This window comes from Anaerotaenia torta (assembly GCF_050433395.1).
Lineage (GTDB): Bacteria > Bacillota > Clostridia > Lachnospirales > Lachnospiraceae > Mobilitalea > Mobilitalea torta.
In genome coordinates this window covers 814,873-831,788 of sequence record NZ_JBNPXH010000001.1, presented here as the reverse complement: position 1 = coordinate 831,788, position 16,916 = coordinate 814,873, and the positions used below count along the sequence as shown (strand labels likewise).

11 protein-coding genes are annotated in these 16,916 nt (G+C 47.7%); 4 read left to right on the top strand and 7 right to left on the bottom strand.

What is annotated here, in order from left to right:
- Positions 1–272 precede the first annotated feature (272 nt).
- Positions 273–1,676 (bottom strand): PQQ-dependent sugar dehydrogenase, encoded by a 1,404-nt coding sequence (locus HNQ56_RS03555; protein WP_429142878.1) that lies wholly within the window; start codon positions 1,674–1,676, stop codon positions 273–275.
- A gap of 173 nt (positions 1,677–1,849) precedes the next feature.
- Here HNQ56_RS03555 and HNQ56_RS03550 point away from each other — a divergent pair, with 173 nt between their 5' ends.
- Both HNQ56_RS03550 and HNQ56_RS03545 read left to right on the top strand, forming a co-directional pair.
- On the top strand, positions 1,850–2,587 hold the full coding sequence (locus HNQ56_RS03550; protein ID WP_429142876.1) for a hypothetical protein: 738 nt from the start codon (positions 1,850–1,852) through the stop codon (positions 2,585–2,587).
- 139 nt (positions 2,588–2,726) lie between these two features.
- Complete coding sequence (locus tag HNQ56_RS03545) at positions 2,727–4,913, top strand: thioredoxin domain-containing protein (RefSeq protein ID WP_429142874.1); 2,187 nt, start codon at positions 2,727–2,729, stop codon at positions 4,911–4,913.
- A 106-nt stretch (positions 4,914–5,019) separates the two neighbouring features.
- Here HNQ56_RS03545 and HNQ56_RS03540 read toward each other — a convergent pair whose 3' ends face one another.
- From HNQ56_RS03540 to uxuA, 5 genes are all read right to left on the bottom strand, one after another.
- Positions 5,020–7,275 carry a GrpB family protein gene (locus HNQ56_RS03540; protein ID WP_429142873.1) on the bottom strand — a complete coding sequence of 752 codons (2,256 nt, stop codon included), beginning with the start codon at positions 7,273–7,275 and terminating at the stop codon, positions 5,020–5,022.
- A 40-nt stretch (positions 7,276–7,315) separates the two neighbouring features.
- Positions 7,316–8,158 carry an aminoglycoside 6-adenylyltransferase gene (locus HNQ56_RS03535; protein ID WP_429142871.1) on the bottom strand — a complete coding sequence of 281 codons (843 nt, stop codon included), beginning with the start codon at positions 8,156–8,158 and terminating at the stop codon, positions 7,316–7,318.
- A gap of 18 nt (positions 8,159–8,176) precedes the next feature.
- On the bottom strand, positions 8,177–8,647 hold the full coding sequence (locus HNQ56_RS03530; protein WP_429142869.1) for a pyridoxamine 5'-phosphate oxidase family protein: 471 nt from the start codon (positions 8,645–8,647) through the stop codon (positions 8,177–8,179).
- A 238-nt stretch (positions 8,648–8,885) separates the two neighbouring features.
- On the bottom strand, positions 8,886–10,487 hold the full coding sequence (locus HNQ56_RS03525; RefSeq protein WP_429142867.1) for a mannitol dehydrogenase family protein: 1,602 nt from the start codon (positions 10,485–10,487) through the stop codon (positions 8,886–8,888).
- 190 nt (positions 10,488–10,677) lie between these two features.
- A complete protein-coding gene (gene uxuA / locus HNQ56_RS03520) occupies positions 10,678–11,751 on the bottom strand; it encodes a mannonate dehydratase (protein ID WP_429142865.1) in 1,074 nt (357 codons plus the stop codon).
- A gap of 272 nt (positions 11,752–12,023) precedes the next feature.
- On the opposite strand from uxuA, the gene HNQ56_RS03515 reads away from it, so the two are divergent.
- Entirely contained in the window at positions 12,024–12,920 is an 897-nt protein-coding gene (locus tag HNQ56_RS03515; protein WP_429142864.1) for an AraC family transcriptional regulator, read from the top strand.
- Positions 12,921–12,941: 21 nt separating this feature from the next.
- Here the strand turns inward: HNQ56_RS03515 and HNQ56_RS03510 are convergent, their stop codons facing one another.
- Positions 12,942–15,104 carry a glycoside hydrolase family 3 C-terminal domain-containing protein gene (locus HNQ56_RS03510; RefSeq protein ID WP_429142862.1) on the bottom strand — a complete coding sequence of 721 codons (2,163 nt, stop codon included), beginning with the start codon at positions 15,102–15,104 and terminating at the stop codon, positions 12,942–12,944.
- Between the two features lie 370 nt (positions 15,105–15,474).
- Here HNQ56_RS03510 and HNQ56_RS03505 point away from each other — a divergent pair, with 370 nt between their 5' ends.
- Positions 15,475–16,908 carry a cytochrome c biogenesis protein/redoxin gene (locus tag HNQ56_RS03505; RefSeq protein ID WP_429142860.1) on the top strand — a complete coding sequence of 478 codons (1,434 nt, stop codon included), beginning with the start codon at positions 15,475–15,477 and terminating at the stop codon, positions 16,906–16,908.
- The last annotated feature ends 8 nt before the right edge of the window (positions 16,909–16,916 follow it).

Below are 16,916 nucleotides of genomic sequence, written 5' to 3'. Positions count from 1 at the left end.
TCTGTTAAATATTGGCTGACGGGCAATAAACAACTCTTTCCCTTCTTTCCTCCACTTGTTTATAACAATCCGACGGTCTTCGCGCCCCTTTGCGCTCAACAAAATCCCGTCAAATACTCCTGACGGGTCTTCCTATCAGATACTGCTGCATTCTTAACAAATCACACATCCTGTTCTATTTATCATGCCCATTTTATCACGAAACTCCCACATATTCAACAAGAATCGCCTAAATACTTCCTCTTCTCGGAAATCACTCCGATGGTTTTTGGCTATGCATCCCGGACCACCCTCCATATTACCCCGGTATTGGGGATGAATCGATTGGGCATATCCGGATGATTGATTCCGCTGTCCAGAATATACATGGCTCCATCCTTGCCAAAGGCGACTCCGCAGGGCCTTGATAATCCTCCGTCCCCGGTAACGGATGCGGAAAAACCGGATTTGTTCATGGCAAAGGTATTGATACTCCTGGAATGGATATCTATCCTGGATATCTTATGTCCCACAGACGGGTACTGCAAAGGGAAATAGGTATCCCCATCCATACTGATGCTTCCGAACTCTGCAATATAAACATCCCCTATATTGCCAAAGTTCCGGTTATAATTAAAGGCAAATCCGGTAATAGTGGACTCCGGCGGAAACAGTGCAAAGGGTTTCGGCGGTATATTGGGATGGCAGGCCAGCAAAAACTGAGGCTGCACCCCTCCTTCCGGCCGGAAGCGTTCCATGGTTACCGGCTCTCCGCCCGCGTAGTCCGGCCATCCATACCATTGTCCCTCCGTAATCAGCCAGAATTCATCCGGGGCGTTGGCAATGGGTCTGCTTCCTCTCACATCATAGCCGTGATTGGATACATACAACCGGTTGGACCGGTCAAATTCCAGATAAGAAGGGCAGCGCAGCCCCCACACCACCTGCTCCAGCTCCGTACCGTCCGGATTTGATCTGAGAATGCTGCCGGAAGCCTTTATGATTGCCTTTCTCTGCTCAAAGGGCTGGTTCGGCTCCCCGTAGGCGGAAAATGCACCGGTGAGAATTTCCTCCTCTGCCATCAGCAGCATGTTCCTGGTCTTGTAATTCTCCCCGTTGAGTATAATATGGTATCCCGGATTATCCCGGCACAGAGGGAATCTGCACACCCAACGGTTATCATTGCCTACCACTCCGGAATTCGTAGCGGTTCCCAGGCCAAAATACATCTTATTGTCCATTCCGAAGGCTACCCTGCTGTTGCCGTGATCCCCCTGGCTGGGCAGCCCCCACAGGAGATTCTGTTTGCTTCCGTCTTCCTTCAGCAGGGTAATCACACCCTTATGGGATACATAAATATCCCCGTTTCTATAATTTATCCCGGTTATGGGTCCCTGGAACTGATCGCCAATTAGTTCAAAGGTAGAGTTGATGAAACGATAAACACCCGGATCATCGCCTTTACCCAGGGCCGTAACCAGCAATTCCCCTTCCTCCGTAAACAAAATGCTGGTCGGAATATTCAGCCCTTCCGCAAAAACATCAATCCGATATCCTCTTTCAATCAAAATCGCATCCGGATTCAGATACCTGACCGTGTTATCGCCGTTTAAATAGTCATTCAATAGATTGTATTCGTCATTATAGCGCACATCCTTAACCCCAATCCATTTATTCCTTATATTATATTCCAGCACTGAAAATGTATTGCCGGATTTTTTCCACTCTTCTCTTTTTCGAAAATACTCCTCTTTTTATTTTCACAATTTCAGAAATAGAATGGACATGAACCGCTATATGCTATATAGTTATTTTTAGCCATATCGTTGTTGTTTTTAACTTTCTATTTTTATGCATTGGAGGCTTTCAAATGAGGATTAATTGTAAATCCAGTTACAATTTGGATGTGCTGTGTTTTCTAAACGCACTTTCATCGGATCAATATTATGTCAGCAGGCATAAAGAAGCATATGATTATTTTTATCCGCTGCTCAGCGAAAATACGATAGCAACAATAAACAGGATGGTTGAATGGAATAAGTCCCCTGTATTTGCCCCGGCTTTTACATTGCTTATATCAGCAATTCCATCATTTTCAGACAGAAGCATATATGAATTATTGGAAGCCCGGTCTGAGATTGAAGAGGGGATTTCCAAAACTCCATACCAATTCGATGATAATGAATACGAAGAAATCTTTGCCCGTTTTTCAGATATTGTTATCCCTTTAATTCATGAATTAGAGGAGAATGGTTTTAAGAATTATTGGAATACCGTAAAGCTTCCCATCATCCAAAATAAAATATTTGAGCTGAAACCTTTTCTTATTCAATATAATCCGGAAGCCCTTATCGGAGAATTTAAAGATTTTGACGGTGATGAAATGGATGTGTACATTTGCTCTTTTGCCAATCCCCATGGAATCAAATTGTGCGGTAATACCCTGCTGTCAGATGCCGTATATAGCAAGGAGACTATTTTGGCAAATATGACACACGAAGTATTTCATCCTCCGTATGTCTATCATGAGGTGAAACGTAAGCCGGGACAGTCAATGAATGATTATTTTATTGATTTCGTTAAGACCGTCGGCATTAATATAGAATAGAGACCAAAGATTTAGCCTCATCTTATTTACTACCGGGAACTATCTTAATAAATATTATCAAATAATCTCCACTCCTTATTGGCATAATAATTAAATAAGTTTATCTTGTTAAAAAAATATGCTAACAAGGAGTGTATATATGAATACAACCGAACATGTAACGAATAAAGGTCAGAAAACAACTCGTATCCCCAATAAACTCATTGATGAGAAATCTCCCTACTTACTACAGCATGCCTACAACCCTGTCAACTGGCATCCCTGGAGTGAAGAAGCCTTTGAAAAGGCCACAAAGGAGAATAAGCCCATCTTCCTTTCCATCGGCTATTCTACCTGTCACTGGTGCCATGTCATGTCCGAAGAATCCTTTGAGGATGAAGGGGTCGCTGCCCTTCTGAATGAATTCTTTGTCTGTATCAAGGTTGACCGGGAGGAACGCCCGGATATCGACACCGTCTATATGAATATTTGCCAGGCTACTACAGGACAGGGCGGCTGGCCTCTGACCATCCTCATGACCCCATATCAAAAGCCCTTCTATGCCGCAACCTATCTTCCGAAGCATACCCGGTACGGCATTCCCGGCCTGATGGAGCTGTTGGATCAGGTCGCTGTAACATGGGGCAGGAATCCCACTCCCATACTTCGGACCGGCGACCAGATTGCTGAGATCATGAAACGGGAATTTGAGGTTTCCTCGGATAGCGCCATGGTTACCAGGGAATTGGCGGCTCTTGCCGTAACCCAGTTCAACCAGAACTTTGACCATGATTACGGCGGCTTCGGCAATGAGCCCAAATTCCCCGTCCCCCACAATCTGATGTTCCTGCTGCGCTACGCAAGGCTGGAAAAGGATGAAACCGCACTCTTTATGGTGGAGAATACCCTGATGAATATGTACCGGGGCGGCATCTACGACCATGTGGGATACGGCTTCTCCCGCTACTCCACCGATGCCAGATGGCTGGTGCCGCATTTTGAAAAAATGCTCTATGACAACGCCCTGCTGGCAATGACCTATACGGAAGCCTACCAATACACCGGCAATCCCATCTATCGGACCGTGGCCCAGCAGATTCTGGAATATGTCCGGCGGGAGATGACTTCTCCGGAAGGCGGCTTTTACTGTGCCCAGGATGCGGACAGTGAGGGCGGGGAAGGAACCTATTATGTATTTACTCCCGATGAAGCGACCGCTGTTCTTGGAACGGAGGACGGTTCCTTCTTCTGCGAATACTTTAACATTACAAAGGAAGGGAATTTTGAAGGCGCTTCCATCCCCAACCTGATTAAATCCAGGGACTTGAAACCGGAGAATGAGCGGGTGCAGCGGGTCTGCGACCGCATGTATTCCTACCGCCGTGACCGCCGGCAGCTTCATAAGGACGACAAGCTTCTGACCTCCTGGAATGCTCTGATGATTACCGCCTATGCAACTGCCTCCAAGGTATTTCAACGGGAAGATTATGCAGAGGCCGCGCAGCAGGCGGCGGAATTCATCCGGACCAGGCTTACGGATGAATCGGGACGTCTCTATGTCCGGTTTCGGGAGGATAATGCCGCTTATTACGGCTTTCTTGACGATTATGCCTATTATTGTATGGCATTGTGCTCCTTGTACGATGCTACCTTTGAAATTAAATATATACAGGAGGCGCTTCGCCTGGCCGGTGATATGCTGGAGTATTTCTGGGATGATAAATACGGCGGCTTTTTCCTCAATGCAACAGATTCGGAGCAATTAATCTACCGGCCGAAGGAGCTTTATGACGGTGCCCTTCCCTCCGGCAATTCTGTTGCAGCCTGCGCCCTCCTGCGGTTAGCCCGCCTTACCGCCGATTCCAAAATGATTGAATACGCCGACAAGCAGCTCCGCTTCCTGGCCGGTCAGGTAAAGGACTCCCCCTCTAACCACAGCTTTGCATTGATGGCATTCCTGGGTGTTCTCCACCCTTCCAGAGAGATTGTCTGCGTCACCGAGCACAGGGAGAAACACCCCTCGGAGAAACACTCCCCGGAGAAACATTCCTCAGAGAAACAGGTTTCAGAGAAATACCTCCTGAAAAAATATGTTACGGAAAACACTTCCCCTACAAATATTCCCCAAGAGGATCTATTTCAATTGAAGTCCTATCTGTCAGAGCATTATGAACCGAATACCGTCGCACTGGTGAAGACACCGGAGAATGAAAAAGATCTTCTTTCCATCGCAGGATATACAAGGGATTACCGGACTATTAACGGGCAGACCACCTATTATATCTGTGAGAATTACCGCTGTCTCCCCCCCACCAACCAATTACTTTCTCCGGAATGCAGCCTTTAACGCCAATCCCGGATGCCTTAAAAAGAGGATGGAGGACAAGGCCTCAGCTATCCCGGCCCTGCTCTCCGTCCTCCTATTCTGTTCCTTATACCAGTCTAACCATCCTCTACTTTCCGGTAAGCCTGCTGCCTGCCGCTCTCCATTCCTCAATCAATTGCCGTATCGATTGCTGCCGCAGACGACGGTCGTCATTGACGGCTTTCTTAGCAACTGTGTACAATTCATCACTCAAAACCCACTTATCCCGTGCATTTTTATCATCTTCCGCAAAGAATACAAAGGCGGTGGCTCCCATAGCATACACATTACTTATTTCATCGACCACTGCTCCGCTTCTCTTTTCCTCGGGTGCCATTAGGGAAGGATCCCCCCATATACCGCCGTACCCGTTCATGTAGTATTGCTTTGCATAAAAGTCGATGTCACAAATGAGGAATTCGCCGTTGTCGAAGTTATATAAAGTGGCTTGGTCATTGAAATCAATTGCCGTATACCCGCAAGCGGCAGCATGGGCGTGGAACTCCAAGATGCCTTCGTATACACGTTGCTTTTCTTCCAGGGGAAGCGCCATGAACTTCGCACACATCTCCCGTTGAGGGTATCCAAAGCTTTCTCCGTTGAACCAATCAAAGACCGTCATAAACCCGCCGCCGACTTCAACCGCATCAACCAGATTTACCAGCAAAGGATGTTTCATTTCTTTGTACTTCGGAACGGAATACTTGAGCCGAAGGATAGTGTCTTCGACGTTCCGCAACGCATCATTAGCGGTGTGTGCGCCTGCGAACTTGAGGAAATAACGCTTTCCTTCCTTTTCCATGCCAAAACAGATACACCCGGAGCTGGATTGATCGAACACCTTGAATACTTTGCCGTATTTGCTCAAGAATGAAAAATCAAACGGCGCTTTGAGTTTATAAGGCACTCCATCTATCCATTGGATGTATAAATCTTTGAGATACCACGTCGGAACGGGGTTGTTCATGTTTTCGAACCAGCGCAGTACATTATCCAAATGCCGTCTGCCTTCTTCCGCCTCGCCTTGATTATTAACCGATGTATCACACAAAGCCGCCAGCGCGTCATAAGCAAGGTAGTATCTGTGCATTTGAAAAAACTCGCTTGGCGGGGAACCGCCGAAGTATCCATTTATCAGACCTGTGCAAAAACAGGCGTTAGGTTCGCTGCCCCAATTCGTCGGGTCAAACTCCCACCACGGATCGCCGTGGTCCCTGTTATAAGCATTGAAATCAATTACGCCGATTTGACGGTCCGGCATAACCATCAGATTTGACTTGTTGAAGTCGCCGTGGTTGAAGGATTGCGGCCTATTATCGAGCAGATACTTGTTGTGCTGCAAAAAATATACAATTTTGTCGCCTTTCTCAGTTTTTATGGGATTTGCATTGTAAAAATCTATCCGTCCCTGCACTTTACGATAAAACCAATCACCCCACGGCTCGGCGTTCGCCGGCGCAGGTATGGTGTGAATCTTTCGCAGCGTTTCTCCGGCTTTCCATCCTACAACATATTGCTCGGTTTCAGACATAAACGGCAGGGCTTTTTCGGCATCCTCTCCGTCGAGCCAGCCGGATAGGGAATAGACACTTTTTCCACCGGCGCACAAACCAAAGCCAAGGGGTTGCGGGGTGAGAATGCCAAGTTCATACACACGCTCCATCATGCAATATTCGGTCTTTTTGCGGTCATGTTCTTCATCAGAAATGCGCAGGAGCATACGTTGACCGTCAGCGGTTTCTATATAATATTTTTTATCGTTTGACCAGCCTTTGTTAATGGGTTCGATTTTTACGAATATTTTTCCGAAGTTCTCCCATATTTGTGCAAGCCTAAGCACCTTCAAGCAGAACTCCGTTTTACCGTCACAATACGCAACACGGTCGTTTTTATACTTTTTCACCAACTCCAATTTAACACGTTCATATTCATATGCCGCGTCGGGATGACTGTTCAAATAATCCCTGAACAAAAGATAATCCATCCAATTTTTCCTGTCACCTTTCACAACATGAATATTGTGTGTTCGGATGTCATTTTCAAAATCGTGGCAAACAAAGTAAACCTGCCATTCGTCATTGATTTCAGATTTATGGATAAATCCCTCATTTGTGAGCGCGGGTATCAATTCCATAACCTTATCAAAATCCTCCACCCCAACGGCAATCTCAATAATCGGTTTTGCTTTGATAGGATGGATAGCCGTGCTGCCGACGTGCTGTATATCCTTCGCCACCGAACCGAAGACGCGCCAAAGCCGCCCGATGGTGTCGCGGGCGATTTGTTCCCATTCCGGGTCATGATCGGCGAGTTCTACAACGCCGCATTTCAATCCGATTGCCATTGTGCCTCCTATCTATCCTCATCGTCATCAACTTTAGGTTCTAAAAAGTATTCCGGCGCACCTTGTCCAGATACTCTCTCATACCGTCCTCCTCTTCCTGCCGGTAGGAAAATCCAAAATGCTCCGCAACCGGAAGGGCGAGGGTATGGAACAGGCCGCACATGGTGAAAACCGCCGCCCAGACAGCCTCATAATCACTGCCGGAATAGGTATCACAATACTGCCGGTACAGCTCCTCCGGCAGGTATTTCTTGAAATATTTACCTGACTTACCGGTGGACAGCTCAAAACCGTTTCGGGTGCCGATATACCAGTTGATCATATCGTGCAGCTCGCTTCGGACCACCTCATTCAGCATATGCATTGCATAGGACAGTTCATCCCGCGCAATTCCCTTGCCTACATTATTAAGGCACCACCAGAAGTTATTGCAGCAGGAATAATAAAACAGTTCATCCGGCGGCACGATATGCCAGTGCCGGTCCGTAGGTTTTGGCAGCTCCGGGAGAAAACCGTCCTTATTCAGCAGAACAATGGCCGGTTCTCCGTCATCAATATAAGGGGTAAATTCAAAGCTTAAATCAATGCGGTTCCCGTCCGGGAAGATCATTAAATAGGTAAAATGCCCGTCACCCTCAGGATCTCTCATAATTTCCGGCATCTGCAGGATGAGCGGCTTGCCGAAATGCTCCTCAATCCATTGGGTGTTGTTATAAAAAGGTCCGACATCTTTGACAAAATAGCCGATATCATAATCCTGATAAATATCCTTCGGCACACAGGGATTCGCCCTGGAACCAACCAGTAACACCCCGCGTATCCTCTCATCCGCTCTTGCCACATCTAGAATCAAGTTCATCATTTCCTGCTCGCTTCGCATCATTCCACCTCTTAAGGCCACTTAATCTGCCGTCTTATTAACAAAATCGATCTCATTTCTGGTTCCTGTATGGGCGTCATTCCACAGGCCCTTTGTCAAACGGATGCGCAGCAGGCATGTGTTGGGGTCTTCGTCATTATTGGCTTCGTTATACCATGCGGCGAATATTGTACGCAGCTTTGTCATCATCTCCGCATTTTTCTCGTCACACACCCAGCCCAGGTTTTCACCGATACCGTCGGCGGTGAAGTTTTCGACGATGATACAAACAGCGACTTCGGGGTTTTGGGCAATCTGCCGCATCTTGCCTGAGGTCGCGTAGGTGACGGTGTAGAACGCGCCGTCCTCATAATAGGCATCCACAATGCGGGCGGCAGGGCGGCTTTTGCCATCGGCCCCCGGTTCCAGCGCAATGGTGGACAGAGAGATCAGGCCATCCTTATTGCCCACTTTTTCGTCCAGCAGCTTCATGGCTTCGTCATACTTGTTCATTTTACATCCTCCTAATATTGGGTTATCATTTCCTTTGTCCGAACAGAATCCAAGTTCGCCTTATGGACTAAAACGTACTTTCACTCATTCTACCACATAAATCCAGCCCTGTCTCCCTTTCTCTGTTTCGGATTTCTATAAAGGAGGCTTCTATGAAATAGTGCAGAAGAAGACCATATAACCCTGGTCTCTTCTGCACTAAATTATAATGGTTCCCTTCCGGGAACACCTTGGGCAATCAACCCAGATATTTTTGCAGAGTGGCTCTTACTGCCCCGGGTCCTGCGATCATTTCCAGGAACATCCCTTCAATCTTGCCGCCAAGCCCTGCCTCATAGAGATTCACAGCAAATATCTTCTCATTAGAGAGAATTGGCTTGAGCACATCCTCCGGCAGCGTCTTATCTCCAAGACGAATCCCCTTTACATATTCTGAAACCTCAGAAAGCAGCGGATCCGGGCTTGGGGTGAAGGAACTTCCGTTATCGTCTATCCCCATGAGATACCGCAGCCAGCCTGCCAGCGTCAGGGGAATATAGACCAAATCCGAAGCCTTCCGCTCATTACTCTCATGATATGCCTTGATTGTCTCACCAAAGCGGATGGGCAGCTTCTGGGAGGTGTCCGTAGCAATTCTCTGGGGAGCATCGGGCATAAAAGGATTCGGGAGCCGACGCTTTAATACTGCCTCAATAAATTCCTGGGGATCTAGTACACCAGGGTTTACCACAACAGGCATTCCTTCTGTGTAACCAATCTCATTCACCAGCCGAACCAGCTCCTGATCCCGCATCTCCTCCCAGATGGTCTGGTAGGAAAGCAGGCAGCCAAAGATCGCCAGAGCGGTATGCAGAGGGTTGAGACAGGTGCATACCTTCATCTTCTCCACCTTATCAACGGTTTCCCGGTCTGTAAACAGAATACCCGCCTTTTCCAGCGGAGGTCTTCCGTTAGGGAAACGGTCCTCTATCACCAGATACTGTGTCTCCTCTGCGTTAACAAAGGCCGCCGTATAGGTATTCTTCCCTGTGATGATCAGATCGGTGTCCTCAAAGCCGTCATCCTGGAGCATTTTCTTTACCTTATCGTCGGGTCTGGGCGTGATCTTATCAATCATGCTCCAGGGGAAGGATACCCTGTTCCCATCGGTCACATAGTCCAGGAAGCCCTCCGGAACAAAGCCCTTCTTAACCCAGTGTCCGGCATATTCCGCCACTGCTGAACACAGCTTGTCCCCATTGTGGGAGCAATTATCCATGCTCACCATAGCCGCCGGTGCCGCCCCTGCCAGGTACCTCTCATAGAGCAGCGCCGTAACCTTGCCCATGATATGCCCTGCCTTTGCCGGCCCCGCTTCAAAGTCAGCCTCAGCAACACCCAGGTAAGCTCCCTTGGAATCGTATAAGCTGTATCCCTTTTCGGTTATTGTAAAGCTTACCATCTGCAAGGAGGGATTGCGGAAGATTTCCTGAAGTCTCAGCCAATCCGTCCCGCAGGAGCTGTCCGCCACCAGGGATTCCACAACACTCCCAATCACCCTTTTCTCGATGCTGCCATCCGCCTTCAGCACCACCAGAAGGCTCAGGTCATCATAAGGCCGGTACGCTTTCTCAATAATCTCATAATCAAAGCCTTCCGCTACAATAACACCCTTATCATAGCTCTTGCTGTTGAGCAGCTTCTGTAAATCCGCCGCCGGAAAGCCCCGGAATATATTCCCCGCCCCAAAATGCAGCCAGGCCGGACTTTCCGCCGTGTTTTTTCTTATCTGATCTCTGTCATACTCCGGCAGCTCATAGCCTTTTTCCTTCCAGGACTGCTCATATTCTATTAATTTCATCTCTGCCTGCTTCCTTTCTACATATAGCTTCCTATATATCTTCCTATTATACCGCAACAAATACATCCTTTTACGGTTTTTATTACCATTCCTTTGTTTATTTCTCTTAATTTACCACTCTTTGTTTACCGCTCCTTATTTACTACTGTTCATCTGCTGCTCTTCATTTGTGCTTTTCATTTGCTACTTTTCATTTTCCGCTCTTATCCACTGCTTCCCACAATCCGTTCAGATATGCCACACCCAGGGCCCGGTCATACAGACCATAACCCGGTCTGGCCTGCTCTCCCCAGATCATTCTTCCGTGATCCGGGCGTATTACTCCGTCAAATCCTGTCTCATACAGCGCTTTCACAATTTCATACATGTCAAAATTGCCGTCCGAGGACAGATGGGAGCTCTCATGAAACACGCCCTCCCCGTCAAATTTCATGTTTCTGAGATGGGCAAAATGAATTCGTTTACTGATCTTCGGATTACGGATAATCTCCGGGAGATTATTCTTCAAATTGCTGCCCAGAGAACCGGTGCAAAGAGTAAAGCCGTTATAAATGCTGTCGTTTAAGGATGCAATCTCCTCCAGTGCCTGCTGGCTGGTCACAATCCTGGGCAGCCCGAATACGCTCCAGGCCGGATCATCCGGATGAATCGCCATCTTGATCTGGTATTTTTCACAGACCGGCATAATCGCATCCAGAAAGTATTTCAGATTCTGCATCAGCTTCTCTGCGGTAACATCCTTGTATTGCTCAAAGAGCCCCATAATCTCATCCCTGCGGTTGGGTTCCCAGCCGGGCAGAATAAAACCGCCGCTCTCCTTCTCCATGCGATCAAACATGTCCGCAGGCTCAATGCCCTTGATCCTGTTCTCATCGTATGCCAATACATAGGAGCCATCCTCCAGCTTCATGGCCAGATCCGTCCTGGTCCAGTCAAAGATGGGCATAAAATTATAGCACACCAGATGGACATCCGCTTTCCCCAGGTTCTCCAGTGACTTCTTATAGTTCTCAATATAATGCTCCCTGGAAGGAAGTCCGATCTTAATATCCTCATGGATATTCACGCTCTCAATCCCGATCAGCTTAAGTCCTCCTGCTTCCACGGTTTTCTTCAGCTTCAGAATATCCTCCAGCTCCCAGGCTTCGCCTGCCGGGATATCATGCAGGGAAGAGACCACTCCGCTTACACCGGGGATTTGCCGGATATGCTCCAGCGCAACACTGTCATGCTTTTCTCCAAACCATCTTAATGTCATTATCATAGCTTTCATCCTCCTTATCAAACAACGATGAATTGCAAACCATTCATCTTATGTTTTCAACGATGAGCATAAACCACTCGTCCTGCGTTCCATTCTTCAGGCGTTTTCATCAGCCTGCAATCCATACATATCCTATCCCCCTATCCACTGAGGAATAGAAAAGCGATAATTCTAATTAAATTATAACGGTTATTTGACTTTCTGGCCATATAATATATAATTATATTTGTACTATCTCACTATTAATAATAAATTATGATTGGAGAACGGTTATGATAAGAGATCCCAAAGAACATTTCAATAAAATATCTACCACGGTATCCTCATCTCAGGAAAACGATCCGGGGATTTCTTCTGAAACGTATCCGGAGATATATCCGGAGATATTATATGCCGTTGACAGAAATGCCACCCCCTCCTGGAGGATTGACGATTATATCAAATGCTATAACCTTATGCTGATCTATGACGGCAGTGCGGAATTTGAATATGATCATGTAAGCTTCCGTGTCTCCCGGGGTGATCTGGTCTTTTGCAGACCCGGCACCCGCCGCAGGATGCACACCTTTTCCGATAACCTTATGAAAGCCTATGCCATTGATTTTCAATATATCTGCCCTGTTTTCAGGGATAATGCCTGGGAACTTCTCCACCCGGAGCTTCCCTTTTCATCGCTGCAAAGGATCGAAGATGAATATCTTTTGCTAAAGCTGTTTGACATGTTTTCAAAACTCACAAAATCCTCACTGTCGGGAAAAAGCTATGATCCCTTCCGGAACCGCGCTCTCCTTGCGGAGGTTCTGACCCTTCTGATTCAATACAAGGGAAGCAGCCAATACAACTACTCCAGCCTCCGAAAAGTGAATGCGGTAATCAATTATATGACCGAGCATTACTCTGGCAGTATTACCCTAATGGATCTGGCAGATTTTGCCCGGATCAGTCCCTCCTACCTGGGCAGCATCTTTAAGAAGGTGACCGGCAAACCGGTGATCGATTATCTGATCGGAATAAGAATAAATAAAGCAAAAGCCCTGCTGGCAGACGGTTTTTCTATAACCGAGACAGCAAGGCTGGTAGGCTTTAATGATATCTTTTATTTTAGCAGGGTTTTCAAGAAACAGGAAGGCATCAGCCCTTCCCAATATAAGTCTTCGCTGCAGATATGATCTTATCTATAAATTAAACATCTATGCCAGTACAACAGTCTGTCCGGAATACAAGGTCTTGCAGTACGGCTTCCTGCCCGTCAGCTCAATACTCCTGGTATCCGGCTGACAGCTGCCGATATACAGCTCATATTCTCCTTCTCTCAGCACCAGCTTCCCATTATTATCATATAATCCGAAGGCTTCCTCCTTCAGCGTGACAGTAACCGTCTTGCACTCGCCCGGCATCAGGAAAACCTTCTTCAGCCCCTTTAGCTGATGATTGGGGGCTCCCTCTGCCTTAACCTTTACATATACCTGAACCGTCTCCGCTCCGGCAACCTTTCCCGTATTCTTCACATCCACACAACAGGTTACAGTCTGGCCCGGCTTAAGCTCATCCGCATCCACACGGATATTCTCCATCTCAAATTCCGTATAAGATAACCCATAGCCGAAGGGATACAGCGCTTCTCTGGACATGTAACGGTAGGTTCTGTCCTTCATGTTATAATCCGTGAATTCCGGCAGCTCTTCGGAGGTGCGGTAGAAGGTCACCGGCAGCTTGCCTTCCGGAGAATACTCCCCAAAGAGCACCTCTGCGATAGCCCTGCCGCCCTGTGCTCCGGGATACCAGCCCTGTACGATGGCGGGTATATGCTCCTCTTCCCAGGGAATGCTGATGGCGCTGCCGGACAGCAGTACTAAAATCACCGGCTTACCGCTTTTCCACAACTCCTGAATCAACTGGCCCTGAATTCCGGGAAGGTTTAAATTAGGCTTGTCACCGCTGGCAAATTCATTCCCCTGGTCGCCTTCCTCTCCCTCCAGCCCCGGATCCAGACCGAAGCAGGCAATAACCACATCACTCATATCACATACGGCACGGGCTTCCGCAAGACGGTCATTCTCCGTACTAAGTCCCTGAATGCGATTTTTAAACAAATGGCAGCCCTCGGAATAGTACACCCGGACATCCTCTCCAAGGTAATCCTTGATTCCCTCCAGAACCGTAATATATTCAGAGGCCGTGCCCTCGTAATTGCCGACCAGTGCTTTTCTATTATTGGCATTCGGCCCGATTACACCTACCGTCCTTATTTTGCTCTTATCCAGGGGCAGCAGATGATTTTCATTCTTTAACAACACGATGGACTTCCTTCCGGCCTTGCGGTTCAGCTCCTTATGCTCCGCGCAATCCACCTTCTCATAACCGATGGTGCTAAAGGGCACCTTGCTCTGGTCATCAAACAATCCCAGCTTCATGCGGGTGGTGACCAGCCTTGTTACCGCCCGGTCGAGGGTCTCCTCCTTGACCAGACCGTCTCTTACGGCATAGAGCAGATTGCTGTATAAATTGCCGCAATTAAGATCGCAGCCGTTGTTCATCGCCAAAGCTACGGATTCCACCGGTGTGGAGGTCACCATATGCCCTTCATGGAAATCCTTGATTGCCCAGCAGTCGGAGGTCACATGCCCCTCAAAGCCCCATTGCTCTCTCAGGATATCCTGAAGCAGGGTCTTGCTTCCGCAGCAGGGTTCCCCGTTGGTCCGGTTGTAAGCCCCCATCACCGCTTCCACCTCAGCCTCCTGAACACAGGCCTTAAAGGCCGGAAGATAGGTCTCATAAAGATCCTGGACGGATACCTCCGCATTAAAGCTGTGTCTGATATCCTCCGGACCCGAATGCACGGCAAAATGCTTTGCACAGGCCGCCGCCTTTCTATATTTCTCATCATGTCCCTGGATGCCCTGGACAAACCGGATGCCCAGCCTGGAGCTGAGATAAGGATCTTCCCCGTAGGTTTCATGTCCCCGGCCCCACCTGGGATCACGGAAGATATTCACATTGGGGGACCAGAAGGTCAGCCCCTTATAAATATCCATGTCATTATATTTCTGCTGCATATTGAACTTTGCTCTGCCCTCCGTGGAAATGGCATCCGCCACCTCCTCCAGCAGATCCTCGTCAAAGGTGGCCGCCATGCCGATGGCCTGAGGGAATACCGTAGCCACTCCTGCACGGGCCACTCCATGCAATGCCTCATTCCACCAATTATACGCCTTAACGCCAAGTCGCTCAATTGCCGGAGCCGTATAAAGCGTCTGGAATACCTTCTCCTCCAGAGTCATTCTGGATACCAGGTCTTTCGCTCTTTCCTCAAAGCTCAGGGCTTCGTTCCTGTATGCCATATTATCCTGCATTTAAACACCCTCCTATTTCCGTTTCTATGATGATGTACCTGTTATTTTCCGTTACAATTCAGTTGAACCTTCCCCATAATCGGCTGATTTGAATCAAAAAAGTAATCCTCACTATAAGTTTAAATTAATTTTTTCTTTTTAGCCAATCATATATTGCTGGAATAATCTCATTATTTGCGCTTATACGGTGCCTGACACCTGGAAAAGGTGTCAGGCACCGTATAAAAATTATAAAGTAACTTGATTTTATAAACCCACTGTTATATAATAGTCTTAAAATTTAGTATCAAATGCAACCATAGTATTCATTATCCTCTCTTACAGCATTCCGGTGCCAAAGGACAGGATTTATTAAGGAGGTATCCCAGGCATGAATCTCTTTACCGGCAATATCAGTTTTATTTTAGTATTTACAGAAGGAATCCTTTCCTTTTTCTCTCCCTGTGTCATTCCGCTGATTCCCATCTATCTGAGCTATCTGGCCGGAGGCGCGAAGCAGACCGCGGAGGACGGAACCATCACCTATAAGCAGAAAACCGTATTTTTCCATACCGTATTCTTTATTCTTGGAATATCCTCGGCGTTTTTCCTTTTGGGTCTGTCTTTCACTGCACTGGGAGGCTTCTTCAAGACAAACCAGATGCTTTTTACCAAAATAGGAGGAATTCTGATCATCCTTCTGGGTCTGGTACAGATAGGCTTTTTAGAAATCAAGTTTCTTCAGCGGGAACGCAAGCTTCCCTTTAACCTGGGAGATCGCCGGATGAACCCCTTGATCGCATTTGTAATGGGCTTTACCTTCAGCTTCGCCTGGACCCCCTGTGTCGGTCCGGCACTCTCCTCCGTATTGATTATGGCCTCCTCCAGCACCAGCCCCATGCTGGGCAACCTCCTGGTGCTCCTTTATGCGGCAGGCTTTGTTATCCCCTTCCTGGTTCTGGGGCTCTTCACCACCCAGGCCCTGAACTTCTTGAAAAAACGCAGAAACCTGCTGAAATACACAGTGAAAGCAGGAGGAGTGCTGCTGATTATAATCGGTATCATGACCTTTACCGGCTGGATGAATACGGTCTCCTCCTATGTAAACCGTTTTGTGCCGCAGGTTGGCAGGAACAGCCAGACCTCCGGGGAGACCCCTTCGGAAGTCACCGGCAACAGCGACGGCTCTAAAAATAATGCTTCCGGAAATACATCAGGTAATGCGGATAAGGATACTCCAGATGATAAAACAGGGACGGCGGAAGACGCCGAAAATAACAGCCCGTCTTCACCGGATTCCGGCGGAACAGCTTCTTCCGAGGAAGACGCTCCTTCCGATGACTCCTCCAATGACACCGCGGAGCCAAAGGTAATTCCTGCCTTTGATTTTACCCTCACGGATCAATACGGCAACGAGCACACTCTGTCAGACTATAAGGGCAAGATCGTATTCCTGAATTTCTGGGCTACCTGGTGTCCTCCCTGTCAGAAGGAGATGCCGGATATTGAGGAATTCTATCACGATACCGGAGCAAATCAGGAGGATATTATCGTACTTGCCGTAGCCAATCCGGCGAGTGCCGAATACCCCAAGAACAGTGATGTCTCCAAGGAGGAGGTTATCGCCTTTCTCGACGAGAATAATTATACCTTCCCTGTAGTATTTGATGAGACGGGCCAGGTTCTTGCGGATTATTATATCTCATCCTTTCCCACCACCTTCTTCATTAACACGGACGGCAATATCTTCGGCTATGCCCCTACCATGATGACGCGGGATATGATCGACAGCGCCATCCAGCAGACCATTGATTCCACAAAATAAGAGAGGTG

What these genes read in the sequence shown, in the direction of transcription:
- HNQ56_RS03550 (WP_429142876.1), top strand. Translation starts at nt 1,850, where the DNA reads ATGAGGATTAATTGTAAATCCAGTTACAATTTGGATGTGCTGTGTTTT.
- HNQ56_RS03545 (WP_429142874.1), top strand. Translation starts at nt 2,727, where the DNA reads ATGAATACAACCGAACATGTAACGAATAAAGGTCAGAAAACAACTCGT.
- HNQ56_RS03540 (WP_429142873.1), bottom strand. Translation starts at nt 7,275, where the DNA reads ATGGCAATCGGATTGAAATGCGGCGTTGTAGAACTCGCCGATCATGAC.
- HNQ56_RS03535 (WP_429142871.1), bottom strand. Translation starts at nt 8,158, where the DNA reads ATGATGCGAAGCGAGCAGGAAATGATGAACTTGATTCTAGATGTGGCA.
- HNQ56_RS03530 (WP_429142869.1), bottom strand. Translation starts at nt 8,647, where the DNA reads ATGAACAAGTATGACGAAGCCATGAAGCTGCTGGACGAAAAAGTGGGC.
- HNQ56_RS03525 (WP_429142867.1), bottom strand. Translation starts at nt 10,487, where the DNA reads ATGAAATTAATAGAATATGAGCAGTCCTGGAAGGAAAAAGGCTATGAG.
- uxuA (WP_429142865.1), bottom strand. Translation starts at nt 11,751, where the DNA reads ATGATAATGACATTAAGATGGTTTGGAGAAAAGCATGACAGTGTTGCG.
- HNQ56_RS03515 (WP_429142864.1), top strand. Translation starts at nt 12,024, where the DNA reads ATGATAAGAGATCCCAAAGAACATTTCAATAAAATATCTACCACGGTA.
- HNQ56_RS03510 (WP_429142862.1), bottom strand. Translation starts at nt 15,104, where the DNA reads ATGCAGGATAATATGGCATACAGGAACGAAGCCCTGAGCTTTGAGGAA.
- HNQ56_RS03505 (WP_429142860.1), top strand. Translation starts at nt 15,475, where the DNA reads ATGAATCTCTTTACCGGCAATATCAGTTTTATTTTAGTATTTACAGAA.